24 protein-coding genes are annotated in these 25380 nt (G+C 43.3%); all 24 read left to right on the top strand.

Annotation, left to right across the window (positions count from 1 at the left end; translation table 11 throughout):
• Positions 1 to 138 precede the first annotated feature (138 nt).
• Entirely contained in the window at positions 139 to 1815 is a 1677-nt protein-coding gene (locus tag MXE28_RS02990; protein ID WP_226974107.1) for a malolactic enzyme, read from the top strand.
• Positions 1816 to 2006: 191 nt separating this feature from the next.
• Positions 2007 to 4187 carry a primosomal protein N' gene (gene priA / locus MXE28_RS02985; RefSeq protein ID WP_021841793.1) on the top strand — a complete coding sequence of 727 codons (2181 nt, stop codon included), beginning with the start codon at positions 2007 to 2009 and terminating at the stop codon, positions 4185 to 4187.
• Positions 4188 to 4198: 11 nt separating this feature from the next.
• Positions 4199 to 4723: a peptide deformylase gene (gene def / locus MXE28_RS02980; RefSeq protein ID WP_021841794.1), complete on the top strand. Its 525-nt coding sequence runs from the start codon at positions 4199 to 4201 to the stop codon at positions 4721 to 4723.
• Positions 4724 to 4732: 9 nt separating this feature from the next.
• On the top strand, positions 4733 to 5698 hold the full coding sequence (gene fmt / locus MXE28_RS02975; protein ID WP_021841795.1) for a methionyl-tRNA formyltransferase: 966 nt from the start codon (positions 4733 to 4735) through the stop codon (positions 5696 to 5698).
• Positions 5691 to 6473 (top strand): DUF116 domain-containing protein, encoded by a 783-nt coding sequence (locus MXE28_RS02970; RefSeq protein ID WP_021841796.1) that lies wholly within the window; start codon positions 5691 to 5693, stop codon positions 6471 to 6473. Before fmt ends, MXE28_RS02970 begins: the two co-directional genes overlap by 8 nt.
• A complete protein-coding gene (gene rsmB, locus MXE28_RS02965) occupies positions 6466 to 7815 on the top strand; it encodes a 16S rRNA (cytosine(967)-C(5))-methyltransferase RsmB (protein WP_247239790.1) in 1350 nt (449 codons plus the stop codon). The genes MXE28_RS02970 and rsmB overlap by 8 nt, the downstream gene beginning before the upstream one ends.
• A gap of 182 nt (positions 7816 to 7997) precedes the next feature.
• Complete coding sequence (gene rlmN / locus MXE28_RS02960; RefSeq protein ID WP_247239788.1) at positions 7998 to 9038, top strand: 23S rRNA (adenine(2503)-C(2))-methyltransferase RlmN; 1041 nt, start codon at positions 7998 to 8000, stop codon at positions 9036 to 9038.
• Positions 9039 to 9064: 26 nt separating this feature from the next.
• Positions 9065 to 9766 carry a Stp1/IreP family PP2C-type Ser/Thr phosphatase gene (locus tag MXE28_RS02955; protein WP_247239787.1) on the top strand — a complete coding sequence of 234 codons (702 nt, stop codon included), beginning with the start codon at positions 9065 to 9067 and terminating at the stop codon, positions 9764 to 9766.
• Positions 9767 to 9781: 15 nt separating this feature from the next.
• Complete coding sequence (pknB, locus tag MXE28_RS02950; RefSeq protein WP_247239786.1) at positions 9782 to 11713, top strand: Stk1 family PASTA domain-containing Ser/Thr kinase; 1932 nt, start codon at positions 9782 to 9784, stop codon at positions 11711 to 11713.
• A gap of 7 nt (positions 11714 to 11720) precedes the next feature.
• A complete protein-coding gene (gene rsgA / locus MXE28_RS02945; protein WP_247239785.1) occupies positions 11721 to 12581 on the top strand; it encodes a ribosome small subunit-dependent GTPase A in 861 nt (286 codons plus the stop codon).
• 4 nt (positions 12582 to 12585) lie between these two features.
• A complete protein-coding gene (gene rpe, locus MXE28_RS02940) occupies positions 12586 to 13233 on the top strand; it encodes a ribulose-phosphate 3-epimerase (RefSeq protein WP_247239784.1) in 648 nt (215 codons plus the stop codon).
• A gap of 165 nt (positions 13234 to 13398) precedes the next feature.
• Positions 13399 to 13761 carry a holo-ACP synthase gene (acpS, locus tag MXE28_RS02935; protein WP_247239783.1) on the top strand — a complete coding sequence of 121 codons (363 nt, stop codon included), beginning with the start codon at positions 13399 to 13401 and terminating at the stop codon, positions 13759 to 13761.
• 120 nt (positions 13762 to 13881) lie between these two features.
• Complete coding sequence (locus tag MXE28_RS02930; protein WP_226974113.1) at positions 13882 to 15432, top strand: NAD(P)H-hydrate dehydratase; 1551 nt, start codon at positions 13882 to 13884, stop codon at positions 15430 to 15432.
• A 123-nt stretch (positions 15433 to 15555) separates the two neighbouring features.
• On the top strand, positions 15556 to 16539 hold the full coding sequence (locus MXE28_RS02925; protein WP_247239782.1) for a ComEC/Rec2 family competence protein: 984 nt from the start codon (positions 15556 to 15558) through the stop codon (positions 16537 to 16539).
• 384 nt (positions 16540 to 16923) lie between these two features.
• Positions 16924 to 18141, top strand: coding sequence for an N-acetylmuramoyl-L-alanine amidase (locus tag MXE28_RS02920; protein ID WP_247239781.1), 1218 nt, complete (start codon positions 16924 to 16926; stop codon positions 18139 to 18141).
• A gap of 5 nt (positions 18142 to 18146) precedes the next feature.
• Entirely contained in the window at positions 18147 to 18713 is a 567-nt protein-coding gene (locus tag MXE28_RS02915) for a GerMN domain-containing protein (protein ID WP_247239780.1), read from the top strand.
• 203 nt (positions 18714 to 18916) lie between these two features.
• Positions 18917 to 19897: a thiamine-phosphate kinase gene (gene thiL / locus MXE28_RS02910; RefSeq protein WP_156705008.1), complete on the top strand. Its 981-nt coding sequence runs from the start codon at positions 18917 to 18919 to the stop codon at positions 19895 to 19897.
• Between the two features lie 5 nt (positions 19898 to 19902).
• A complete protein-coding gene (gene tsaE / locus MXE28_RS02905) occupies positions 19903 to 20424 on the top strand; it encodes a tRNA (adenosine(37)-N6)-threonylcarbamoyltransferase complex ATPase subunit type 1 TsaE (RefSeq protein WP_226974562.1) in 522 nt (173 codons plus the stop codon).
• Entirely contained in the window at positions 20408 to 21193 is a 786-nt protein-coding gene (gene tsaB / locus MXE28_RS02900) for a tRNA (adenosine(37)-N6)-threonylcarbamoyltransferase complex dimerization subunit type 1 TsaB (RefSeq protein WP_021841810.1), read from the top strand. Before tsaE ends, tsaB begins: the two co-directional genes overlap by 17 nt.
• Positions 21186 to 21644, top strand: coding sequence for a ribosomal protein S18-alanine N-acetyltransferase (gene rimI, locus MXE28_RS02895; protein WP_021841811.1), 459 nt, complete (start codon positions 21186 to 21188; stop codon positions 21642 to 21644). Before tsaB ends, rimI begins: the two co-directional genes overlap by 8 nt.
• Complete coding sequence (gene tsaD, locus MXE28_RS02890) at positions 21641 to 22681, top strand: tRNA (adenosine(37)-N6)-threonylcarbamoyltransferase complex transferase subunit TsaD (protein ID WP_247239779.1); 1041 nt, start codon at positions 21641 to 21643, stop codon at positions 22679 to 22681. The genes rimI and tsaD overlap by 4 nt, the downstream gene beginning before the upstream one ends.
• A gap of 21 nt (positions 22682 to 22702) precedes the next feature.
• Entirely contained in the window at positions 22703 to 24196 is a 1494-nt protein-coding gene (locus MXE28_RS02885; RefSeq protein ID WP_021841813.1) for a histidine kinase dimerization/phosphoacceptor domain -containing protein, read from the top strand.
• A gap of 105 nt (positions 24197 to 24301) precedes the next feature.
• Complete coding sequence (locus MXE28_RS02880) at positions 24302 to 24877, top strand: response regulator (RefSeq protein ID WP_021841814.1); 576 nt, start codon at positions 24302 to 24304, stop codon at positions 24875 to 24877.
• A 211-nt stretch (positions 24878 to 25088) separates the two neighbouring features.
• Positions 25089 to 25376: a co-chaperone GroES gene (gene groES, locus MXE28_RS02875; RefSeq protein WP_127058128.1), complete on the top strand. Its 288-nt coding sequence runs from the start codon at positions 25089 to 25091 to the stop codon at positions 25374 to 25376.
• Positions 25377 to 25380: the final 4 nt, after the last annotated feature.

The following is a 25380-nucleotide window of genomic DNA, read 5'->3' as shown; positions in this document are numbered from 1 at the left end:
AAGAAGAGAAGTTTAAATATATCGATATAGCATGTTTTGATACTGAATTAGTTTATCAATTATCGGCGTTCATAATACCCTGATAACGTATGTAATTTTTTGTTTTTGAATTAGCGGTAATTCAGAAGGAGGATTTATATGAAAAATGCATATGATATTATTAATGACCCTTTTTTGAATAAGGGAACGGCATTCAGTGCTGAAGAACGTGAACTATTTAAGTTAAATGGTATGATTCCCGACAAAATTCAGACCATTGAAGAGCAGGCCGCTCAAGCATATCAAGCTATGTCTATGAAGACTAACGATGTGGATAAACGCCATTTTTTGATGAAGGTGTTTAGCCATAACCGTACCTTGTTCTACTATTTGTTCAGCCAGCATGTGGAAGATTTTTTGCCGATTGTATATGACCCATGTATTGCCGATACGATTCGCAATTACAGCGAATATTATACGACTCCGCAGAATTCCGCCTTTTTATCGATTGATAACCCGGAAAATATGGAAGACGCTTTGAAAAATGCAGCTTATGGCCGTGATATTAATTTAATCGTCGTAACCGATGCGGAAGCTATTTTGGGTATCGGTGACTGGGGCCTTAACGGTGTTGCCATTTCTATCGGTAAACTGATGGTGTATACGGCGGCCGCCGGTTTGGACCCGCAGCGTGTATTGCCGGTTGTGCTCGATGTGGGGACTAATCGTCAAGAACTATTGGATGATCCGTTATATTTGGGTAATAAACATAAACGTGTGAGCGGTGAACCGTACTATAAATTTGTAGATCAATTCGTTCAGACTGTTGAAAAATTATTTCCTAATTTATATCTCCATTTCGAAGACTTCGGTCGCGACAATGCAGCTAATATTTTAAATGCCTATAAAGATAAATATCCTGTTTTCAACGATGATATTGAAGGAACCGGTATTATTTCTTTAGCCGGTATTTTAGGTGGTTTAAAAATCTCCGGCGAAGAATTAAAAGATCAAGTGTACATGTGCTTCGGTGCCGGTACGGCCGGTTGCGGTATTGCTAATCGTGTTTTACAAGAATATGTGGACCAAGGCGTACCACGTAAAGAGGCTATCAAGAAATTCTACTTGGTAGATAAACAGGGCCTTTTATTCGACGATATGGATGATTTAACACCGGAACAAAAACCGTTTGCCCGTAAACGCAGTGAATTGGAAGCTAATGACTATGTTAAAGCTTCTTTAGGCGGCGATACGAAGAAATTAACGACCCTTGAAGACTGTGTGAAAGCCATTCATCCGACAATTTTGGTAGGCACTTCCACTAAAAGCGGTGCCTTTACGGAAGCTGTTGTAAAAGAAATGGCGGCTCATACGGCACGTCCTATTATCTTCCCATTGAGTAATCCTACTGAACTGGCGGAAGCAACGGCGGAACAGCTTATTACTTGGACTGATGGTAAAGCCTTGGTAGCAACGGGTATTCCGGCTAAACCGGTTTCGTATAATGGTGTTACGTATGACATCGGTCAGGCCAATAATGCGTTGATTTATCCGGGCCTTGGTCTCGGGGCGATTGCGGCCGGAGCTAAACTTTTGACAGACCAAATGATTTCCAAAGCAGCTCATTCCTTAGGCGGTATCATTGATGTGACGAAACCTGGGGCAGCTACGATTCCACCGGTATCAAAACTTACAGAATTTTCTGAAACGATTGCCATTGCTGTAGCTAATGAGGCTGTAGCTCAGAACGTGGCAACAATTTCCAAAGAAGAAGTGCCGAGTGCAGTAAAGTCCGTTAAATGGGTTCCTGAATATAAGGATTTGACGAAAGAATAATTAAATAATTGCCTGAAAAAGGCAAAGTAAATTCCCTCCGCGAGCAACTTTTTCGTTAACGAAGTTCGGGGAGGGAATTTTTTAGAGTCCACACTCAAAATACGCATTATTTGTATGCGAATCGCCATGTCTATTGTTTAAAAATATCGAAAAAAATGGTATAATAAAAAATACTGCAAAGGAGGGATAGCATGCGTGTAGCAGAGGTTATTATCAATCGACCGGCTAAAAAAATGAATAGTCCGTTCAGTTATGCCGTGCCGGAACATTTAGGCACGATTATGCCGGGCACACGTGTAGCTGTCCCTTTGGGGCGTACTCGTGAAGAAGGAATTCTTATTGGCTATCGTGAGCTGGAAGAAGTACCGTCGTATCAAATTAAACCTATCCAAGCAGTATTGGATAAGGAACCATGGTTTACGCCTGAAATGCTGGCTACGGCAAAGCGCTTAAGTGAGTATTATCTTTGTGCGTTGTCCGAAGCTCTCAGTTTATTTACAATCGATAAAAAGCAATTAAAAAGCTATGAACGGCCAAAGGAACAATGGTTACTGGTTGAACCTTGGTTTAAGCCGGAACATATTCCGCCGAAGCGAAAACGTCAAAGGGAACTTGGTTTTTATTTACAGGAATTGGGTACCGCATCAGTTCATAGTCTGCAAAAAGACGGATTTACTTTACCCGTTATAAAACAGGTTATGACCTATGAAGGCATTACCGTAGAAGAACGATACAGTAAGACAAAAACGAAGTTTGATGCCCGTCAAGCCAAGGATTTGCCATTAACGGACGAACAATTACGATGCTATGAGCCCATTCAAAAAGCTGTGCTAGCAAGTGAAGCTGGTACATTCTTGCTTCATGGCGTAACGGGCAGCGGTAAAACGCAGATTTATATGAAGGCTGCTAAGGATTGTTTGACTAAAGATAAAATTGCCATCGTGTTAGTGCCGGAAATTATGCTGACCAATCAGATTGTAAAGCGTTTCGTGGATACTTTCGGTGACGAAGTAGTTGTTTTTCACAGTAAGCTTACTATCAGTGAACGGTATAATAACTGGGAGCGCTTACGACGTAAGGACAGCCATATTATTATCGGTGCCAGGTCCGCTGTGTTTGCTCCCACTGATGATATCGGTTTAATCATCGTGGATGAAGAACATGATACGTCGTACAAGCAGGAAGACATGGTACGTTACCATGCACGCATGGTAGCCCGTTGGCGTGCCGAAGCTAATAGTTGTCCCCTCATTTTGGGGTCCGCTACGCCATCGATTGAATCGTACTACTTGGCAAAACAGGGACAATATACCTTACTGGAATTGAAACATCGAATTTTTCATCAGCCCTTGCCTAAAGTACAGATTATTGACATGAAGGAAGAAATGGTTTACGGGAATTATTCTGTTTTTTCCAGTGCTATGAGTCATTTAATTCGCCAGACCTTGACCAATAAAGAGCAAATGATTATTCTTTTAAATCGTCGCGGTTTTAGTACTTTTGTCATGTGTCGCGATTGTGGTGAACCCATCAAATGTCCTCACTGCGATATTGCCATGGTGTACCATCGTGAAGGTGAAGAATTGCGTTGTCATTACTGTGAACATCATGAACCGGTACCTACGGTTTGTCCTCATTGCGGCAGTCATAAGATAAAATTCTTCGGCTCCGGCACACAGAAGGTGGAAGAGGAATTGCAGCGCAATTTCCGCGATGCCCGTATAGCGCGGCTCGATCAGGATGTGACAGCCAAAAAAGGCAATGGGGAACAAATTCTAAACGACTTTGGTGAAGGCCGTTATGATATTTTGCTGGGTACGCAAATGGTGGCCAAAGGGCATGACTTTAAAGGGGTAACCGCAGTAGGTGTTTTAACGGCCGATTCGGTACTGAATATTCCTTTATACAGCGCATCGGAACGGACGTTTGACTTACTTACGCAGGTGGCGGGACGAGCCGGGCGCAGTACCGGTAAAGGTCAAGTTGTAATTCAGACCTATAATCCTTTACATTATGCTATAATAAAGAGTAAGGCTCATGATTATGTGGGTTTTTACGAAGAAGAAATAAAAGCGCGTGAACTACTGGGGTATCCGCCATTAGGTTCTATGATGCATTTTCGTATTCAACATAAAGAGGAAGCGAAAGCCATGGACATAGCGGAGCGTATAGTAGCGGCATTGGAACCGTTTGCCGTACCGGGGGAACTGGATGTGATGGGTCCCTATCAGGAAGGCATTAAAAAGGTGCGCGATTTATATCGCGTAGCGATTATGGTGCGGGGTAATCATTTAGAGAAAATAAAAGAATATATATATACATCGTGGATTTTTACACAAGAGGGACTGCAAATTGACGTGGATCCCGTTTAATAGGAGGCAATATGGTATTAGAAATTATTAAAGCAGGTCATCCTGTCTTGAAACAGGTAGCAGAACCTGTAGATTTTGTAAATAAAAAAATGCGCCAGCTTTTAGACGATATGGCGGAAACTATGCGTGTGTCCGACGGTGTCGGTTTGGCGGCACCACAGGTTAATGTGTCGAAACGTATTATCGTAGTTGATGACGGTACGGGCTTGCAGGAATTCATCAATCCTGTAATCGTTAAAGGCGATGGGGAACAGATTGGCCTTGAAGGTTGCTTAAGTGTGCCCGGTTATTTTGGTGACGTAAAGCGCTATCAAGACATTGAAGTTCATTATATCGACCGTCATAACAAGAAGAAAAAATTGAAAGCGGAAGGTTTCTTAGCGCGTATTATTCAGCATGAAATCGACCATTTGGACGGTATTTTATTTATTGAAAAAGTAGAAGCTGCATATCGTGTAAAAGATGAAGCGGCTGAGGTTATGGAGGAAGCGGCAGCGGATGCAAAAAAATCCGCCGGTGAAGCAGTAGAGGTTTAGGAGGTTTTCATGAATTCATTACGAGTTGTATTTATGGGGACACCGGACTTTGCCGTACCTACTTTGCAGGCTTTAATTGATGGTCCTAATGAAGTAGTAGGCGTTTTTTGCCAACCGGATAAACAAAAGGGACGCGGTAAAAAAGTTCAAATGCCACCTGTTAAAGAGTGTGCGCTAGCAGCCGACGTAGCGGTTTATCAGCCTAATACTTTACGTGATGAAGCGGCACAAAACCTATTGGAGTCATTGGCGCCTGATATTATCGTCGTAGTGGCATATGGTAAAATTTTACCGCCATGGCTCATTCGTTTGCCAAAATTCGGTTGTATCAATGTGCATGCGTCTTTGTTACCTAAATATCGCGGAGCGGCACCGATTCATTGGGCCATTTTAAACGGTGATACCGAAACGGGTGTGACCATTATGCAAATGGATGACGGACTCGATACGGGCGATATTTTGGATGTTGTGAAAACCGACATTAAAGACGGGGAAACGACGGGCGAATTATTTGATCGTTTGGCCGTTATGGGCGGTGAAGTCATTAATGATATCTTAAGGAAAGCACAGGCCGGTGAATTACAGCCGGTGAAACAAGATGACGCTAAAGCCACTCATACTACGAAAATTACCAAAGAGATGGGTGCTATTGATTGGGAAAAGAGCGCTATTTCTTTGGCAAATCAGGTGCGGGGCTTGAATCCGGCACCGGGATGTTTTACCTTTTTAGACGGCAAGCGTTTAAAAGTATGGCAAGCTGAAGCGCTGACAATGGATGATATGAAACAGCATAATTTATCGGCCGGTCAAAAAGCCGGTACTATTTTGGCAGTGAACGAACAAGATTTTGTAGTAGCTGCCGGTGAGGGAGCAGTGAGAGTGTTGGAAGTTCAGCCGGATAATAAGAAACGCATGTCGGCTGGCGATTTTTGTCGTGGTCACCAAGTAAAGGCAGGACTCATTTTCAATGCGTAATCAAGAACAGCAGGATCACCCCGTTTTGGGGCGTTATCCTTTATATTTTAAATTAACCTTCGCCGTGTTTGCCGGCATTACCCTTGTTTGGGCGGCCTTGGCATATTTGCTGTGGCCCGGCTTACATCGCTTAGGTTTACCTATTGCCTATGGGGTGGAAACACTCCTTGCCATATTCCCGCTATTATGTTGGATAATGTGGGGCAGTATGCTTTTAGCTTCAACGAATCACTGGCGGATTCATCCTATATGGCTCCGCATCAGCAATCGCTGGCTCTATGCATTTTTCCCTTTGGTCCTCCTGGCCGGTAAAGTGGTGGGAGCCTCCAAGGATAAGGTGAGCCAGTCTTTGATTGATTTGATTAATCATTTGGTTGAGTTAAATTTGTACAAAGTACCGGCGGATCGCTTGCTTTTGTTAACACCTCATTGTTTGCAAAAAAGCGACTGTGTTCATAAAGTAACGACTGATGTACATAACTGTAAGCGTTGCGGTCGGTGTCAGGTCGGCACCTTACTGGATATTGCCGATACTTACGGTTGTAAGTTCGTGGTTGTAACCGGTGGTACCTTGGCGCGTTTGATGATTAAAAATATTCGGCCGAAAGCTATTGTTGCCATCGCCTGTGAACGGGATTTGGTAAGTGGCATGAATGATGTATTTCCGATTCCCGTAGTAGGCGTTCTGAATGAACGACCTTGCGGACCTTGCTGTAATACGCGGGTTGATACGGATCGAATTAAAGAAGTGGTGGAGAAATTAATCAATGGATAAAGGAACAGCACAAGTTAATATACGCCGTTTGGCGGTGCAAGCTTTATTGCAGATTAATCGCGACGGCGCCTATGCTAATATCGTACTTCAGCAGATGCTGGGCGATAATAAATTAAGTGATGTAGACCGTCGTTTTTTCACGGAACTCGTCTACGGCGTCGTACGACGTCGCAATTATTTAGATGCCATTATTATGGCACTCGCTAAACGTCCGTTACGCAAATTATCCTCGATTGTAGTGGAAATTTTGCGCTTAGGGCTCTATCAGCTTATTTACATGGATAAAGTACCGGACAGTGCCGCCGTCAATGAAAGTGTTAAAATGGCCAAAAAAATGGCTCGCGGCCTCGATGGTTTTGTGAACGGCGTGCTTCGTAATTTCATTCGCAATCGCGATAGCTACAGCATTGACGAACTTGCCAAAAATGATATAGAGCGCATGGCGTTCATTTACAATCAGCCAACCTGGTTATTGGAACATTGGCTCAAGACGTATGGCGAAGAAGAAACTATTGGGCTTTGTACTTGGTTTAACGAACGACCGAAGTTGACGGCCCGCATCAATACTTTGAAAGGCTCTGTGGCTGACGGTATGGCGGCTTTTGAAAAAGCCGGTTGGCAGGCAGAACCTACCGGAAAATTGTCGGAAGCGGTCCATATTACACGTCATACAGGTTCACTGGAAAGTGCGTCCCTTGTAAAAGACGGCTTAATTACGTTTACCGATGAAGCGTCTATGGCGGTAGCTTATGTGGTAGATCCGCAGCCGGGTGAAAAAGTTCTCGATTGTTGTGCGGCACCGGGCGGTAAAACCATGCATTTAGCGGCGCGTATGGCCAATCAAGGTCATATTACGGCGGATGATATTCATGAGCATAAATTAGGGCTTATGGCGGCTAATGCGAAACGTTTAGGTGTAACAATTGCAGATTTTAACTTGCAAGATGCTACCCAAATGCCGGAAACGTGGTACAATCAGTTTGACAGGGTACTGGTGGATGCACCCTGCTCGGGACTTGGTATTTTACAACGTAAACTTGACATGCGTTGGCACAAAACACCGGAGTCCTTGACGGAACTTCCTAAATTGCAAAAGCAGATTATTGCCGAGGCCGCCAAAACGGTAAAACCGGGCGGTGTCCTCGTGTATTCTACTTGTACGATTAACAAGGGGGAAAACGAAGCAGTCGTGGAGAATTTCCTGAAAACGCATGCTGATTTTACGTTAGAAGATGCGTCTTCATTTTTACCCTTTGAGGCTGAAGGTCCGATGGTTACCTTATGGCCCCATCGTGATGAAATGGACGGATTCTTTATTGCACGACTTCGTAAAGCTTTATAAAAATTTTACGTGAAATTTATAGTTTTTAAAGGAGTTTAGTGGCTAAATAGCCAATATATATTAGATATGGGTATTTTGATTTGTATCTGAATACCGCTATTGACTTCTATCCATCCTGTAAATTATTAACATATGATTTTCAAAGAATTTGATTATGATTTTCATAGAATAAGGATATAACTATGATAGAACTATTGGGTAAGAACCTAACCGAATTGCAGGCTGTTATTACAGAGGCAAAATTTCCTCGTTTCAGGGCCAAGCAAATAATGGATTACATATATAAACGCTACGTATTCGACTTTGCGGACATGCAACAATTGCCCGGCGAATTACGAGCGTGGCTTAGTGCCAATTGTGCTATCTCTGTGCCAAACATCGTAACGGAGAAAACTACACCTGACGGTCAGACTAAGAAGTTATTGCTTGAACTGGCAGACGGTAATCGTGTGGAAACAGTATTGATGAAACAGCAGTACGGTAATTCCGTGTGTGTATCTTCACAAGTGGGTTGCGCCATGGGTTGCGTTTTCTGTGCATCTACTACCGACGGTTTGTATCGCAATTTGGAAACCCACGAAATTGTGGCGCAAGTCTTATTGTTTGGTGCCCTTTTAAAAGAACGGATTCATTCCATTGTTGTGATGGGCGCCGGTGAACCGCTTCAAAATTATACGAATACAATTAATGCACTTCGCCTTTTACATGAAAAAGAAGCGTTTGATATCGGCTATCGTCGCATGACATTATCTACTTGCGGCGTAGTAGAAAATATTTATCTCTTAGCCGATGAAGGTATTCCTATTACATTGGCATTGAGCCTTCACGCCCCGAATGACAAGATTCGTCGTGAAATCATGCCGATTGGCGCACACTATAATTTAGCCGATGTGTTGGCGGCGGTTAAGACATATTATGAAAAAACGGATCGCCGTGTAACCTTTGAATATATTTTAATTGACGGCATTAACTCATCCATCGAGAATGCTCACGAATTGGGAGCTTTGGTAAAATCCTTCCCAAATTGTAATGTCAATTTAATTCCGGTTAACGGAAATGAACATATTAAATTGTTTAAACCTTCGCGCCGTCAAACGGAAGCTTTTAGAAATATTGTGGCTTCCTACGGAGTATCCGTAACGGTTCGCAAAGAAATGGGCGATGCCATTCAAGCTGCTTGCGGTCAGTTGAAAATTCAACAGGCCAACAAAGAAAGCGAGTAATCGGTATCACAGGTAAAGGAGGCCCTATGAAGAGTATAGGCATGAGTAAAATCGGTTTGGTGCGTCAACGCAACGAAGACCGTTTTTACATTGGAGAATCCTTTTGTATTGTCACTGACGGTATGGGTGGCTACAAAGGCGGTGAAATTGCCAGCACTATGGTAGTTGACACACTGGCTTGCGATATACAGAATTGGCAGGAAGTTTCGGTTGAGGCATTGCGTCAGTCCGTAGCTAAAGCCAATACTGCTGTATATGAAAGAGTTAAAGCAACACCGTCCTTGGAGGGCATGGGCACAACTGCGGTTGTTGCGTATGTTAAGGATAGCGATTTATATTGGGCCAATGTAGGGGATAGCCGTCTATATGTATTTCATGAGGACCGACTTATTCAAATCAGTACAGATCACTCCATGGTTCAGGCGCTCTATGAAGCAGGTGAATTAAAGGCGGATGATATGTTGCAACATCCGCAACGCAATGTGCTGACACGGGCTGTTGGTGTGTCGCCTGTTGTAGAAATTGACGCAGGCGTACAAAAAGTAGCGCCCGGCGATAGAATACTTTTATGCTCTGACGGTCTCACCGGTTATATTGAACAAGCCGTAATTGAAGCGGCCTTTCGGAATGAACCGAAAGATGAACGCTTGATTGAAGATTTAATGGACTTGGTATATGATCAAGGGGCTCGCGATAATGTAACCATAGTTATTGGTACTATAGGCTAAGAACGAGGTGAGAACATGAAAGAGAAGGCAACTAAATTACAAGGGTTAATCCTTGATAATCGCTATAAAATAATATCTAAAATCGGCGTTGGCGGCATGGCTGATGTTTTCAAAGGCGAAGACACCCTATTAGGTCGTCCGGTGGCTGTAAAAATATTACATTCAAACTTTGCCGGCGATGATGATTTCGTAGCCCGTTTTAAGCGCGAAGCACAAGCAGCCGGTAAATTAAGTCATCCCAATATCGTAAGCATGTATGATGTTGGTTTTGACCAAGGCTATCACTATATAGTGATGGAATACATTGAAGGGGAAACCTTAAAAGAATATATTAATCGTCATGAACGCATATCCATTGATAATGCGGTAAAGTTTACCATTGCTATTGCCGAAGGACTCGAACACGCTCATGCCATGGGGATTGTGCATTGTGATATAAAACCTCATAATGTGCTGATTACTAAGCAGGGTCGCATTAAGGTAACCGACTTCGGCATTGCTCGCGCCATGAATGCCGGTACTACCATGATGTATACGAACTCCATTATGGGGTCTGCTCATTATTTATCGCCGGAACAAGCCAGCGGTAAGCCGGTTAACGGCAGTACCGATATTTATTCTTTAGGGGCTGTGCTTTATGAAATGTTAACCGGCCGCGTTCCTTATGAAGGGGAAACACCAATCAGCGTGGCTTTGAAGCATGTACGGGAGCGTTTAATCCCGCCGACACGTTATAATCCGAGTATTCCGACTTTGTTGGAAGCAGCGGTCATTAAGGCCTTAGCCAAACGACCGGAAGACCGGTTTAGCAATATTACGGAAATGATAGCTGCGTTACGCATGTCGCAAGGTTTTGTAAACAGTAACAGCGGCCGTCGGGCGCCCCATGATTTTGGCACCCAGGTGTTGACACCGGTACCGGAAACATCCTATGGCGACACCGATGATGACGATGAAGTATATTATGGCGGTGAACCGACGCAAGAAGGTTGGATGGCTAAACTTAGCCGCTTACCGCAAAAGTATATTTTGTTAGGTGCGTTTATCGTCTTCTTATTAGCCTTCGTGTGGGCCTTCTTAAGCTTCGGTAACTTCTGGAGTAATGCCACTGTAGATGTGCCGAATGTGGTAGGCAAACAAGTTACGGTAGCTAAACATATTCTGGAAGATAATCATTTGCGTGTTTCCGTAAGTGAAGTATCTAATCCGGATGTACCGGCAGGTCAGGTTATTTCACAGAGTCCGGAAGCGAATGAACAGGTCAAGGAACAACGTACGGTTCATCTCGTTGTAAGTAAGGGCGTCGGCGATATTACGATGCCTGACATTACGGGTATGACCCTCGACCAGGCTCGTTCGCGACTCAAGAACTTAGGCCTCGTGATTGGTAAGATTTCCGCAGGTACTGATGACAGTAAAGAAGATGGTGTTATTTTGATGCAATCGCCTCCGGGAGATTCCAAAGTAACTAAAGGTGCTACCGTAGACGTAACGGTAAACCGTGTGAAGAGTAAGAAAGTAGAATTACCTAATTTAGTAGGTATGACAGTTAAAGATGCCAAAGACGCATTAGCTTCCTTAGGCCTTAATGCAGCAATTAGCGGTGCCGGTGATGACACGGCGGTAATTACGCAGCAAAGTCCGGAAGCGGGGAGCTCGCTGGATGCCAATACATCCGTTGCATTGACGGCGGAAGCTAAAAAAGCGGCACCGGCTGCCAATACTTCAAACAGTAATGTAACGAAAGGTACGGTAGATATTACGGTACCATCCGGTAAGGCTAATCAGGCCGTTCGCATTGTGGTTAGTGATGACAGCGGTTCCCGCACCGTATTTGACGGCAATGCACAACCGGGCGAACGCATTGTTAAAGATGTATCCGGCACGGGCCGTGTACAGATTCAAGTATATTTAAACGGTGCTTTAGTACAAGATCAAACATTATAGGAGGACTATGAATACAGGCATTGTAATAAAAAATATGAATGGTTATTTTTACGTGCAAGATGAGCATGGTGAGGTTCACGAATGTAAGGTGCGCGGCCGTCTGAAACAGGGGCGTTACTCGCTCTTGGTAGGCGATCGTGTCAGTTTTGACCCGGCCGGTACAATTGAAGCCATTGTACCGCGCCACAATCAACTGAAACGGCCTCATGTAGCCAATCTTGATCAGGTTATTTTGGTAGTAGCGGCTCATGAGCCGGATATTAACGAATTATTGCTTAATAAATTAATCATTATGATTGAACATGCCGATATTCCTTTAGTACTTTGTATTAATAAATGTGACCTTCGTGATGAAAACACCGCAACACTGGCCGAGTTATATCGCCGCATCGGGTATACGGTGATTGAAACTTCTACCCGAACCGGTGAAGGCCTTGATACTTTGCGAGAACAACTTCATCACAAAGTAAGTGCTTTTGCCGGACCATCCGGTGTAGGCAAAAGCAGTCTCTTAAATGCTATTGAACCGTCGTTTGCTTTTCAAACCGGTGAAGTAAGTGATAAAATAAAGAGAGGGCGTCATACAACTCGTCATGCATCGCTGTACAGTTTGGATGAAGACTCCTTTATTATGGATACACCGGGATTTAGTGCTATCGATTTCAGTGAGATTTCAGAGGAACGCTTGCCGTCGCTCTATCCTGAATTTTTAGCTGCTGAATCAGGTTGTAAGTTCAGTCCCTGCTATCATGAGCATGAGCCTGTATGCGGCGTCAAAGACGCTGTTGCAGACGGTCGGATAGGGACGGGGCGTTATGAATCGTACTTAGTCATTCGCGATGAAATTCGCAGTCAAAGGAAATGGTGAAATTATGGTAAAGATTGCCCCTTCTATGTTATCCGCAGATTTTGCGCGCTTACAGGAAGAAATTAAAAGCGTTGAAACCAGTGGCGCTGATTTATTGCATATCGATATTATGGATGGTCATTTTGTGCCGAATCTTACCTTTGGTGCACCGGTAATTAAGGCATTGCGTGCCCATACAAAGTTACCGTTTGATGTTCATTTGATGGTGACCAATCCTGCCGATTATGTGAAAACATTTGCCGATATCGGTACGGAGTATTTTACATTCCATGCGGAAGCGACACCGCATATGCATCGCTTAGTACAGGAAATTAAAGCTCATGGCATGAAAGCCGGGATTTCTTTGAATCCTTCTACACCGGTATCAATGCTGGAAGATATAGCGTCCGATTTGGACATGATATTAATTATGAGCGTTAACCCAGGTTTTGGTGGGCAGTCTTTTATTCCTCATGCGGTTCGTAAGATCCAGAAGGCAAAAAAATTACTTGCTTATTATGAAAATACCAAAGCTGTTGTTGAAGTTGACGGCGGCGTTAATTTAGAAACGGCACCACTCGTGCGTGAAGCGGGCGCTGATATTTTAGTGGCCGGTTCGGCTGTATTCGGTGCAAAGGATCGTAGTGAAATGATTCGTTCTTTGCGAGGTTAATAGTGAAGCTCCTGCTTGTCAGGAGCTTTTTCTTTGAAGTTAAACCGCAGTCTAAGTTGGACGATTGCAGCTTCAGTAAACTGTCGCTGTTGCAACGAACCCTTGCAATTACAACGAATTTAATGGAATTCTAGCTAAACAATGTGTTACGAAGGTTGATGAAATATGAAACTGGGAACAGATATTATTGAAATCGCTCGCATCGAACAAGCCGTGGCTAAAGACTCTTTTGCCAAAAGAGTCTACACCGCTCATGAACTTGATTATGCCGAAAGTCGCGGCAAACAAAAGACGGCTTCCTTAGCAGGTATGTATGCGGCTAAAGAAGCGTTTGTAAAAGCCTTAGGCATTGGCTTCAGGCAGGGGACTTTTCAGGACATAGAGATTCGACGCGATGAATATGGAGCACCCTTTATACGGTTAAACGGGGTTTTTAAAGATATATTCGATCAAAAAGGGTTTACGTCCCTGCAACTATCTATCAGCCATTGCCGAGACTATGCAGTGGCCACGGTAGTAGCACTCTAAAAAGTTAGTATTTGGCAGTGTTAACCCGCTGCTTATATAAAAGCGGTGTTATAGATGTCATGACTTAGAAGAAGATATAAAGTCATCGACGATATTTATTTTATGTAGAAAGGAGCTACTATGCGTATCTTAGCGAAGGAAGAGGCTAAATTCATCGATCAATGGGCTGTTGAAAAAGGCGGTCTGCCATTAGCGGTATTAATGGAAAATGCCGGTCGTGGTGTGGCGGAAGCCATTGTGGAAGCATTTGAAGAGATTGAATCACCCCTAGAGATTGTTATTGTTGCCGGTAAAGGCAATAATGGGGCAGATGGTTTGGTGGCGGCTCGACAGTTGGAAGAATGGGGTCATGAAGTTCGTATTGTTATCCCCAATGATGATAGTCATGCTTCAGAACTTTTTGACCAACAGATGGCGGCTATTGATGCTTTGGAAATTCCGGTTTTAACAATTGAAGACGGCGATGTTTTCGAAGCGGCCGATGTGATTGTGGACGGTTTGGTAGGTACCGGTTTAACCGGCGAATTACGCGATTCTATTCAGGAAATCTTGGATCGCATAGAAGCTCATGTAGAAACCTATCCCGATACTTTGTTGGTAGCCATTGACGTTCCGTCCGGCATGAACAGCAATACCGGGGCTGTTGCCAATGGTACGATGGCCATGGATATAACTGTTACTTTTGGAGCGCCTAAGATTGGTATGTTACTATATCCGGCCCGTTCCTATTGTGGTAATATTGCGGTTAAAGGTCTTGGCTTTTCCTGGGAAATGGCTTTACTGGATGATGAAAACAAAAATTACCCAACCGAATTGATTACACCGGATTTAGTGGCCGCTTTATTACCGGAACGGGAAGAAACCGCTCATAAAGGTACCAATGGACATACATTGATTATCGGCGGTTCTGACGGTATGATTGGGGCACCTCTTTTGGCAGCGGAAGCAGCGGTACACGCCGGTGCCGGTAAAATAACAGCTGTAGTGCCATCGGATTGCTTAAAAATGCTACAATCTAAAATCATGCCGGAAGTGTTAACCGGATCGTTCGGCAGTTTATTGCATTTACGCATGCATGCTTCTGAAAAAGAAGCGGTTGCTATCGGACCGGGCTTTGGTCGCAGTGAAGAAAGTATGACGCTTGCTAAAACCTTTATAACAACTACGGATGCGCCACTTGTTATCGATGCTGATGCACTTTGGGCAATCGGCAATATGGATACTATAGGCGACGAATTTGCTAAGCGCGATTTCCCGGCCATTTTAACACCGCATCCCGGTGAATTTGCTCGTTTAACGGGGCTTAGCGTGGAAGAAATTGAAGCAAATCGTGTAGAAATTGCTCGTCAATTTGCTTTAAAATACAAAGTTGTTTTAGTTCTTAAAGGGGCGCCGACCGTAGTCGCTTCACCGGAAGGGCTTGTGGCGGTAAATTATAGCGGCAATGAAGGTATGGGCACCGGTGGCATGGGTGATACCTTAACCGGTATTATTGCCGGGCTCTTAGGCCAGGGCCTCGAAGAATTGGAAGCGGCTATGGCCGGGGTATATCTCCATGGCGCGGCCGCAGATGCTCTTTACGAGGATAGAAACTTCGGTTACACGCCGTCTGAAGTAAGCCGTCAGTTGCCATATACCATAACTGAATTATTAGATTTTGATGTGGAATAAACAATAATCCGTTATTTAGCGGTAGTTCATAGAGAATAGCTGCCGCTAAATAACGACTGATCTTTAGCTACTCATAGTTATGGTAACATTGTTCTTTTGGTGTTTTAATTTGTTAGGTGAAGTATGCAATTGAATAATAAATTTTGGGCAAAATATTTAGCCATAGTTTTTGCCTTTTTAGTAAGTTTCTTCGCGCTTACCGGATGCAGTGCTGCTTCCGGTACGACAATCGGGGATAGTTTTAATAAAATTCTTGAAACAGGCTCTAATATCATTGGTAATAGTTCCTCTAATTCCGGTGGTAGCAGTTCGGCGGTTTCCGGTACCCTTGACGTGTATACCTTGGACATCGGTCAAGGGGATGCACATCTTATTAAAGTGGGCGATGAATATACTTTGATTGACACAGGTGATGTAGATCATCGTGACAGCCTTGTGGCTCAATTAAAGAAGTACAATGTGAAGTCATTAAAAAACGTAATAATTACGCATCCGCACTCAGATCATTTAGGTGGCTTTCATGCACTTATTGATGCAGGGATTCCTATTGAACATGTGTATGATAATGGTATGAAATATAAAACTTCTGTGTATAATACATATGCAAAAGATACGGATAAGAAAAATTTAAAACGAATTGGTTTATATAAGGGAATGACTGTTGATTTAGGTAAAGATGCTCAGTTTGTTGTGTACGCACCGGAAGAAGGTCAGTATATTATGGATAAAAAAGGCCAACCGGATCCTAATGATAATAGTATTGTAGGTAAGCTTGTATTTGGTAAATTTTCTATGTTATTTACCGGTGATGCATCAAGAGCTGAAGAAAATAAACTGATTAAGGAAGAAAATACTAAATTATTCAGTCGCATATTAAAAGTAGGTCATCATGGCAGTGCAAGCTCATCTCAAAAGGACTTTATACGCTCTGTTCGTCCCGAAACAGCTGTTATTTCCGTAGGCTTACACAATGATTATGGTCATCCTACGAGGGAAGCTTTAGATCGTTTAGCGGCTGAAAACGTTATGGTTTATACAACAGCTCGACAAGGTACAATTCGTATTCACACGGATGGCAACACTTGGCAGGTAACAACGGAACGTTAATATTAGCTATGGTTACAAAAATCAAATTACATGCGCTGTTATTGACTTTTAAGTAATAAATTTTCCGTATTAAGAAATCTTGTCAAGTAAAAATTTAAAATTTCATAATAAGAACATACGCTCCTCGTTACTCTTCGAAACCCTTCTATATAGGCTTTGAGAGTAGGGGGAGCGTATGTTTGTTTTGTGAATGATGTGTGAAAATGCAGCAAAATCAAGGGTTCTCTGAAATCTTGTGGTATAATTAAGTAAACATGCCCAAGGCTTTAAGCTGATAGGTAGGCTTTTTGTACTGCTTATGGGTATATAAAAACGAACACAAAGATATTTAGAGATAGTTTGACCGGCCATTGTAGTGTGTGGCCATTGATAGGAGTGAGATTGTTGCGTAAAATATGGTTTGCCTTAGTAATGGCAGTAATGATTTTGCCTTTATGGGCTATGAGCGTCAGAGCGGCGGATGTGACAGATGTGACATGGGTAACGCGTTCTGATGCACCAATTCCGTTTGTACGTGTCGTTCTTAGTTTGACAGCACCGGTTGAAGCATCGGCTTCTATTAATAAAGCCGGTACTACCACAACCGTACAACTTAAAAATGTAAAACTTAAAACCGATGATACGTCGATTACGATGGATAAGAATATCGTAACTAATGCGAAATTATCGCAAGACGGCAAGAATGTTAATGTTGTGTTAAACACACCTAAATCAATTGATGTAGGCGATGTAAATGTGTTTTCGTTAAAAAAAGATAAAGCCAACAATCGTCCCGATCGTATGGTCATTGATATTCAGCAAAAAGGGGTAGCACCGCGCAGCGTATATTACGGTTCCGATAAGAATGTTAAAAATACGGCGACCAACAGTGCTACGGTAAAAACAGACAAAAAAACAACGACTAAGAATACATCCACTAAAACAAGCAATACTAAAGCAAAGGCCACTACAACACCTAAAAAGCCGACCGTCATCGCAACGGCCAGTCAACCTAAGGCAGTGACAATCGACTATCGCACCAGTGGCGGTATTGCCGGTAAAGTGATTACCATTGACCCGGGTCATGGCGGTAGTGATCCCGGCGCTATCGGACCTAACGGGACGATGGAAAAAGACATTACCTTAGCTATTTCCAAGAAGTTGAAAGCGGCCTTGGAAGCTAAAGGGGCTAAGGTTAATATGACTCGTACTACTGACGTGGATGTGTATGGTCCGAATGCCTCCGGTCCTGATGAACTACAGGCGCGTGTTGATGTGGGGACGGCTAATAAATCCGATATCTTCATAAGTGTTCATATCAACTCCTTCAGCAATCCGAATGTAGGTGGTATTTCCACATACTACTATGATAAAACTCAGTATGATACACGGTTAGCTTCACGCATTCAGGCAAAAATTGCCGATGAATCCGGTTTTGCCGGTGACCGCGGTATCCAACCGGGTAACTTGTATGTATTGCGTCGTTCTCTCATGCCGGCTATTCTCTTGGAATTAGGTTTTATTTCCAATCCTAAGGAAGAAGCACTTTTGAAAAAAGACAATGTACAACAACAATTTGCTGACGAAGTGGCAGCAGGTATTGAAAGTTATTTTAGGGGGTAAGTGATATGATACGTAATGCAAAATTATTTGTTACCACCCTCTTAGCTGTTATGGTGTTAGTTGTAACCGGATGCAGTCCTACAGCGAGCGGTTCCGAACTTGGTAATAACCAGGCTGTAGCAAGTTCAAGCACGTCTAAATCTCAGAGCAACGCTAATACAGATAAAATGGCTCAAATGGTTATTTATGTACCCCGTGATGACGGTAGAGGCGTACGCCCTCAGACAATTACGGTAGACAGTGATAAGAAAACGTTGAAATACGCGATTTCATTCCTCTTTGATGAAGACAGCCGTCAAAGCTATCCCGTATTTCCTAAAAATGTTGAGGTCAAAGATGTAAACATTAAAGACGGTTTGGCGAAGATTAATTTGTCTAAACAATTCCTTGACGGCGGCCAGGTAGATGGTTTGAGTGCCCAGCTTCGTTTGGCATCCATCATCAATACGGCTACCTCCTTTGACAATGTTAAAAAAGTACAGCTATTGGTCGAAGGTAAGACTGTCAATCTGTACGGCGGTTATGATCTGAGCGAACCTATGGGGCGCATGGAACAACAAATTGTAAAATAAAGGCAGTGACATAAATCACTCAATGTAAGCAACAGCTGTATCGCGTAGTTCGGTACAGCCGTTGCTTTTTTATTGGGTTCAATTTGACTGTTACTAAAAGGTGCTTATCGTTACTAATAAACCGTACTGATGATACGCACTGCGTATAAAAATATGCTATAATAAATAAGATTCGAACATGAGTTACCTACGGAGGGAGAACGATGAAAGTATCCGAACGTGGCGAATTTGGCTTTATTGATACGATAAAATCAAATACAATCATAAATCCTGAAACCATTGTGTGCGGCATCGGTGACGATTGTGCGGTGTATCGCACGACTCACGATTATGACCAACTCATAACGACGGATATGATGGTAAAAGGTATACATTTTTCCGATAAAACGACAGCCCCTTATGATGTGGGCTATCGCTTAGGGGCGGCTAATATCAGTGATATTGCGGCCATGGGCGGTACGCCTCGGCAGGCTGTAATTGCTGCCGCTATGCCGCCTGATACAGAGATTGCGTATATGGAAGCGGTGTATGAAGGCTTTAAAACAATCTGCCATACCTACGACGTAAATATTGTAGGCGGTGATACGGTGACCACTAAAGGTCCTTTGGTACTTAATGTGACCGTAGTCGGCGAAGTACCGGCCGGTGAAGCTGTTCTTCGCAGTGGCGCTAAAGCGGGTAATTTAGTCGTTGTTACGAATACAATCGGTAGTTCGGCAGCCGGATTGGCCGCTTTATTAGCGGACCTTGAGGGCTTTAATAGTATAAAAAAAGTTCATCAACGCCCGGAACCACAGGTTACTTTAGGTAATTGGCTCCGTGAACATAGAGCTACCTCGCTTAACGATATTAGTGACGGCCTTGGCAGCGAACTGAATGAAATTGCGAAAGCATCGAAGGTTAATCTGTTGATTGATGAAACGGGCATACCGCTTCACAATGAATTAATTGAGGCGGCTAAGGCATTAGGAACTCATCCCTTAGCTTGGGCTTTATATGGGGGTGAAGATTTTCAGCTCGTAGGCACAGTGCCGAGTAGTTTAGCTGAAGACATAAAAAAACACCCTCAGATTCACTGTATTGGCCGTGTAGTGGCGGGCATCGGTGAAGTATGGCTTACTACTGCTGACGGAAAAGAGGAATTAGTAGAAGCCAAAGGGTATGACCATTTTAAAAAGGAGTGACGGCAATGACAACTATTGCTTCTCAGAATAAAATAGCGGTAATGGCATGTAAAACTCTTACCGTAGATGATACGATAGCCTTAGGGCGTCAATTAGGCCGTTTTATGGCCACGATGGCACAGCAGGGTAGACCGTTATGTGTGGCGTTAATCGGCGATTTGGGAACGGGGAAAACTCATTTTTCACAAGGTGTTGCAGAAGGTTTTGGCGTTACGGAGGAAGTAACGAGCCCAACTTTTGCTTTAATGAATACATATGAGACGATGAACGGTACGTTATATCATTTTGATGTGTATCGCCTCGATGATGAATCGGAGCTTGAAAATATCGGCTTTGGGGAATTTACGGAGGATACCTTGAGTATCGTTGAATGGGCCGATAAGTTTCCTGATGCCTTACCGTTAGAAGTATTAGAAATCAGTTTAACCGCTGAAACCGACGGTAGCCGTTTAAGTTTATGGCGGACGGCCGAACTTTCAGAGGATGAACTTTTAGAGATTGGAGGAACCTATGTATTTAGGAATTGAAACGAGTAGCGCCGTATCGAGCGTAGCTGTCATGGATGACCAGCGCCTAATCGGTGAATTGACGGTCCAAGCGGGTCTCACGCACTCGGAACAGTTGGTACCTCATATAGAATTATTACTTAAACAAAGCGGCGTAGCAAAAACAGCGCTCACCGGTATCGCTGTAAGCATCGGTCCCGGTTCCTTTACGGGCCTTCGTATCGGTATGGGGACGGCCAAGGCGTTAGCCTATGCTCTTAATATTCCGTTACTGGGCGTTATGACCATGGATGGGATTGCTCATAATTTTTGGCAATTTAGCGGTGTCTTGGCCATTATGGTCGATGCGCAAAAGAAGAATGTTTACGAAGGTCGTTATCGTTGGGTAAACGGAAAGTTAGTATGCGAACAAGAGCCTACGGTGAAAACTCGCGATGAAGCACTTAAAGCCTTAGCGGCGCTTGATGAGCCGGTTATCTTAGCCGGTGACGGTATCATTAAATTCGGACATACCCTGGCTGATTACGGACCTAATTTGCAACTGGCTTCGCCGGCGTTACGGATTCCTAAGGCGTCAGGTGTGTTGCTCGCTGCCATGCCCCGTTTCTTAGCTGAGGCGCCGGATGAAGCGGCTCATGTGGTGCCGTATTATATTCGTCGCTCCGAAGCCGAAGTTGTTTGGGATGCGAAACATCCTGAGTTGGTTGCTGCCGGCAAGGTACCGAATCCAACGGTTGTTGTTACCGAAGCGGCTACGGCGTTAGCCGATGAGGTTAAAAATCATGATTAATTTGCGTAGAGCCGAGGCTCATGATGCGGAAGCTATTTTTGAAATTGAGAAAGCCTGTTTTTCAGTCCCTTGGTCTATGGAAGCTATTGAAACGGAACTGGCAGAAACGGACCAGCGTATGTACATGGTTATCGAAGTAGACGATAAAGTTATCGGTTATGCCGGCGCTTGGTTGGTACTCGACGAAGGGCAGATTACGAATATCGCTATTGCACCCGAATACCGTCGTGACGGTTACGGCGCCATGATGACTCGTAAATTAATCAGAGAATTGTTCAAAAAAGGTATGAACGAAATATTTTTAGAAGTGCGTATATCCAATGTGGCGGCCCTTACTATGTATCGCCGTTTAGGTTTTACCGTAAAAGGCCTACGCAAGGGTTATTACACAGACCCCGTGGAAGATGCGTACATTATGTCATTAATAAAAGAAGAGGAGGCCTCGGTATGAAAGTATATACCCTAGCCATCGAAAGCAGTTGTGATGAAACATCAGCGGCTGTGCTGGTAAACGGCCGCCAAGTATTATCCAATGTTATATCCAGTCAGGTGCCGATTCATCAAAAATTTGGCGGCGTGGTACCTGAAATTGCATCCCGCCATCATATAGAGCAGGTAATTCCCGTAGTTGATCAGGCTTTGGCTGATGCGGGCGTAACATTAACAGATATTAATCATATCGGTGTTACCTATGGCCCCGGTTTGGTAGGATCTTTATTAGTTGGTGTGGCCGCGGCTAAAGGCTTGTCCTTTGCTACAGATATTCCTTTAATCGGTGTGCACCATATGGAAGGCCATATTTTTGCTAATTTCTTGGCTCATCCCGATTTAGAACCGCCATTTTTAAGTCTTGTTGTATCCGGTGGTCATACCATGCTTGTGGTAGTTAAAGACTATGAAACATTTGAAGTACTCGGTCAAACTCGTGATGATGCAGCGGGTGAAGCATTCGATAAAATTGCTCGTGTCATGGGTTATCCCTATCCGGGAGGCCCTCAGATTGAACGGGAAGGGGCCGATGGGAATCCGACAGCTATTGAGTTTCCCAAAGCCTTGCAGGAAAAAGGTAATTTTGAATTCAGTTTCAGTGGTTTGAAATCGGCTGTTCTAAATTACCTTAACAGTGCTAAACAGAAAGGCGAAGCCATTAATGAAGCAGATGTGGCCGCTTCTTTTCAGCAAGCTATCATTGATGTATTGGTTGAAAAGACAATCGAAGCGGCTCATGCTACGGGGCAAACTAAAGTAACATTGGCCGGTGGTGTTTCTGCTAACCGTCATTTACAAGATGCTTTAGCCGCGGCTTGTGAAAAAGAAGGGTTAACCTTCTATCGACCAAGCTCCATTTTGGCTACCGACAATGCGGCTATGATTGGCTGTCGCGCTTACTATATGTCGTTAGCCGGCAAATTTGCCGACTTACATTTGAATGCAAAACCATCGATTCCATTGGGCCAAACACCACCTTTGAAATCTATGCCGATATAATTAAATTAAGGAGCGGTACTTATGGTTATGAAATTACAGGACAGTGAAGTGCGGGATACATTAAAACTGCATACGGATTTATCCGAACCGCAGCAGCGTTTAATGCGTAATGTAGTTCGCTTACTGCCATTTGCCGCCTCACTACCGCAACAGGACGTTTGTGTATTTACTATGGCTAAGGACGAGCAGATTCTTGTTTTTGGCCATATCAAAGATTGGCCACAGGCTGAGATTATGCCGGATATCCGTTTATTGAAACCTTATGAAGTCGGTCTTTGGCAAGATTTATTGCATACGGGCCGTTCGGTTAAAGGCTTTATGGAACGAAAACACGGGCAATTGGCACGCTTATTGGCCTTTCCCATTGTGGATAACGGCGGTAAATGCATCGGTGGTATTGCTATGCTTCATAACGGCTTAGAGCCTCATACGGAAGAGCCGCTTATGGCGGCTTCCGATGTATTGGCAGAGACGACCTACATGGCAATGATTGTGCCACAGCAAAATCAAGCTGAACTGTATACGCCATTGTCCTATCAGGACGGCATTATTATTTTTGACGAAGCAGGCATCATTCTTTATGCCAATGAAGCGGCGTCACATTTGGTAGACTTATTGGGCTTCGACAGGCGGTTGGTAGGTACATCAATTTATGGCGGTTCCTTGAAGATGAGTTGGGTTAAACAGGCAATCCGTGATCATCGAGGTGCTGTGGCCGAAGAAATTTACGGCGATATTATCGTGGAGCAGACTATCTTACCGATTAATGCCGGCACCCGAGCAAAACGGAGCTTTTTGTTTTTAAAAGATAAAACAGCCTTGCGTCGCAAGGAACAGGAGTTAATGGTTAAAAACTCCGTTATTAAAGAGATTCACCATCGCGTCAAAAATAATCTGCAAACCGTAGCCGGTTTACTGCGCATGGAAGCTCGTCGTTCCGACTCGGACCAAGTTAAAAAAGCACTTCAAGAAGGCGTCAGCCGTATTGAAAGTATGGCCCTTGTCCATGAAGTTATATCTCATTATGAAGAGGATTATATTGAACTTCGTACGATTGCGGAGGAATTAATTCGCTTGTTGAAACGATCATTTTTTCGCAGTGAAGACAATGTACAATGCGAATATATAGGTGACAGCATATTACTATCATCACAGCGTGCCGGTTATGTATCCTTAATTCTAAATGAGTTAATATCCAATAGCTTTGAACACGGTTTCGGTTGTTTAAAAACAGAAGAAACCATTAGTTCCGGATCTATGGTTGTGGCGGGATACCTGACTAAGGGCCTTATTACACTTACTGTGACGGATAATGGCTGTGGTTTGCCGGATGATTTTGATGTAAAGGCTTCTAGACGATTAGGCTTACAAATTATTCAAAATTTAGTGACCAACGAATTGGGTGGTACCATGACCATTGAAGATCGAGCGCACCGGGATGAGATGCAAGCTGATGCGGCTCGAAAGAGTGCACCGCATCAAGGAACGATTGTGACCATAACATTTCCGGAATGAGTCATTACGCTTACAATAGCATCAGCTGTTTATAACAGATATCGATGCTTACAATAGTTACCTATATAGAAAAAAGAGTTTGAGATTAAGAGAGAGGCAACGCGTATGAAGGTTTTAATTGTAGATGATGAATCTTTAATTCGCATGGATTTACGTGACCAGTTGGAAGCGGCCGGTTACGAAGTAGTGGGGGAAGGTAAAAACGGTGTGGAGGCCTTAGCAAAGGCTAAAACATTGCAACCCGATGTAATTTTAATGGATGTGAAAATGCCGGAACTGGATGGCATTGAAGCAGCCCGGCAAATTCGCCATCATAATTGGGGTCCCGTAGTTCTTTTAACGGCCTACAGCCAACAGGATCTTGTAAAAAAAGCGGGGGAATCCGGTGTTTATGGCTATTTAATCAAACCGGTTCGGGAAGATCAACTGGGACCTACTTTAGAAATGGCATTTCACCGTTTTCAGGAAGACATGCAGTTAAAGTCGGATATTGAGGGACTTGAACAAAGCTTAGAAGAACGTAAATTAATAGCTCGCGCCACCGGCATCTTACAAGATTTATACAAAATAACGGAGGAAGCCGCTTATGAGCGTTTACGAGCTTATAGCATGGATAAACGAATAACAATCAGTGCAACTTGTGAAAAGATTATTGCAGCTGCCAAGAAACGTCGTGTATAGCACGGCGTTTTTTCTATTAAAAAGTCAAATAATATATGCGACAAAAGATAAAATTTTAGTAAAAAGTCAAAAAATCAAAAATAATACTTGCAATTATTTTCAATTCGGCTATAATAATACTTGTAGTTAGCACTCGATGTTAGTGAGTGCTAATAAAATAAATAATCAAAACTACTAATTTAAATCTATTAGTACAAAGGAGAGATTAACAATGATGAAACCTTTAGGCGACCGTGTTATAATTCGTGTCCTTGAAAAAGAAGAAAAAACAAAAAGTGGTATCTTTTTACCGGATACAGCTAAAGAAAAACCTTCCGAAGGTGAAGTAATTGCTGTAGGTGCCGGCAAAGTATATGACAACGGACAGCGTGTTGCTCCTGAAGTAGCAGTTGGTGATAAAGTAATGTTCTCCAAATATGCAGGTACAGAAGTAAAAATTGATGGTGTTGACCATCTCGTAATTAGCGAACGCGATATTTTAGCTATTTTAGAAAAATAATATA

The organism is Veillonella sp. KGMB01456, from assembly GCF_023051165.1.
Classification (GTDB): domain Bacteria; phylum Bacillota; class Negativicutes; order Veillonellales; family Veillonellaceae; genus Veillonella_A.
This window is presented reverse-complemented; position numbering and strand designations above follow the sequence as displayed.

Bases quoted from the DNA above. Each gene is read 5' to 3' on its own strand.
- MXE28_RS02990 (WP_226974107.1), top strand. From the start codon at position 139: ATGAAAAATGCATATGATATTATTAATGACCCTTTTTTGAATAAGGGA.
- priA (WP_021841793.1), top strand. From the start codon at position 2,007: ATGCGTGTAGCAGAGGTTATTATCAATCGACCGGCTAAAAAAATGAAT.
- def (WP_021841794.1), top strand. From the start codon at position 4,199: ATGGTATTAGAAATTATTAAAGCAGGTCATCCTGTCTTGAAACAGGTA.
- fmt (WP_021841795.1), top strand. From the start codon at position 4,733: ATGAATTCATTACGAGTTGTATTTATGGGGACACCGGACTTTGCCGTA.
- MXE28_RS02970 (WP_021841796.1), top strand. From the start codon at position 5,691: ATGCGTAATCAAGAACAGCAGGATCACCCCGTTTTGGGGCGTTATCCT.
- rsmB (WP_247239790.1), top strand. From the start codon at position 6,466: ATGGATAAAGGAACAGCACAAGTTAATATACGCCGTTTGGCGGTGCAA.
- rlmN (WP_247239788.1), top strand. From the start codon at position 7,998: ATGATAGAACTATTGGGTAAGAACCTAACCGAATTGCAGGCTGTTATT.
- MXE28_RS02955 (WP_247239787.1), top strand. From the start codon at position 9,065: ATGAAGAGTATAGGCATGAGTAAAATCGGTTTGGTGCGTCAACGCAAC.
- pknB (WP_247239786.1), top strand. From the start codon at position 9,782: ATGAAAGAGAAGGCAACTAAATTACAAGGGTTAATCCTTGATAATCGC.
- rsgA (WP_247239785.1), top strand. From the start codon at position 11,721: ATGAATACAGGCATTGTAATAAAAAATATGAATGGTTATTTTTACGTG.
- rpe (WP_247239784.1), top strand. From the start codon at position 12,586: ATGGTAAAGATTGCCCCTTCTATGTTATCCGCAGATTTTGCGCGCTTA.
- acpS (WP_247239783.1), top strand. From the start codon at position 13,399: ATGAAACTGGGAACAGATATTATTGAAATCGCTCGCATCGAACAAGCC.
- MXE28_RS02930 (WP_226974113.1), top strand. From the start codon at position 13,882: ATGCGTATCTTAGCGAAGGAAGAGGCTAAATTCATCGATCAATGGGCT.
- MXE28_RS02925 (WP_247239782.1), top strand. From the start codon at position 15,556: ATGCAATTGAATAATAAATTTTGGGCAAAATATTTAGCCATAGTTTTT.
- MXE28_RS02915 (WP_247239780.1), top strand. From the start codon at position 18,147: ATGATACGTAATGCAAAATTATTTGTTACCACCCTCTTAGCTGTTATG.
- thiL (WP_156705008.1), top strand. From the start codon at position 18,917: ATGAAAGTATCCGAACGTGGCGAATTTGGCTTTATTGATACGATAAAA.
- tsaE (WP_226974562.1), top strand. From the start codon at position 19,903: ATGACAACTATTGCTTCTCAGAATAAAATAGCGGTAATGGCATGTAAA.
- tsaB (WP_021841810.1), top strand. From the start codon at position 20,408: ATGTATTTAGGAATTGAAACGAGTAGCGCCGTATCGAGCGTAGCTGTC.
- rimI (WP_021841811.1), top strand. From the start codon at position 21,186: ATGATTAATTTGCGTAGAGCCGAGGCTCATGATGCGGAAGCTATTTTT.
- tsaD (WP_247239779.1), top strand. From the start codon at position 21,641: ATGAAAGTATATACCCTAGCCATCGAAAGCAGTTGTGATGAAACATCA.
- MXE28_RS02885 (WP_021841813.1), top strand. From the start codon at position 22,703: ATGGTTATGAAATTACAGGACAGTGAAGTGCGGGATACATTAAAACTG.
- MXE28_RS02880 (WP_021841814.1), top strand. From the start codon at position 24,302: ATGAAGGTTTTAATTGTAGATGATGAATCTTTAATTCGCATGGATTTA.
- groES (WP_127058128.1), top strand. From the start codon at position 25,089: ATGATGAAACCTTTAGGCGACCGTGTTATAATTCGTGTCCTTGAAAAA.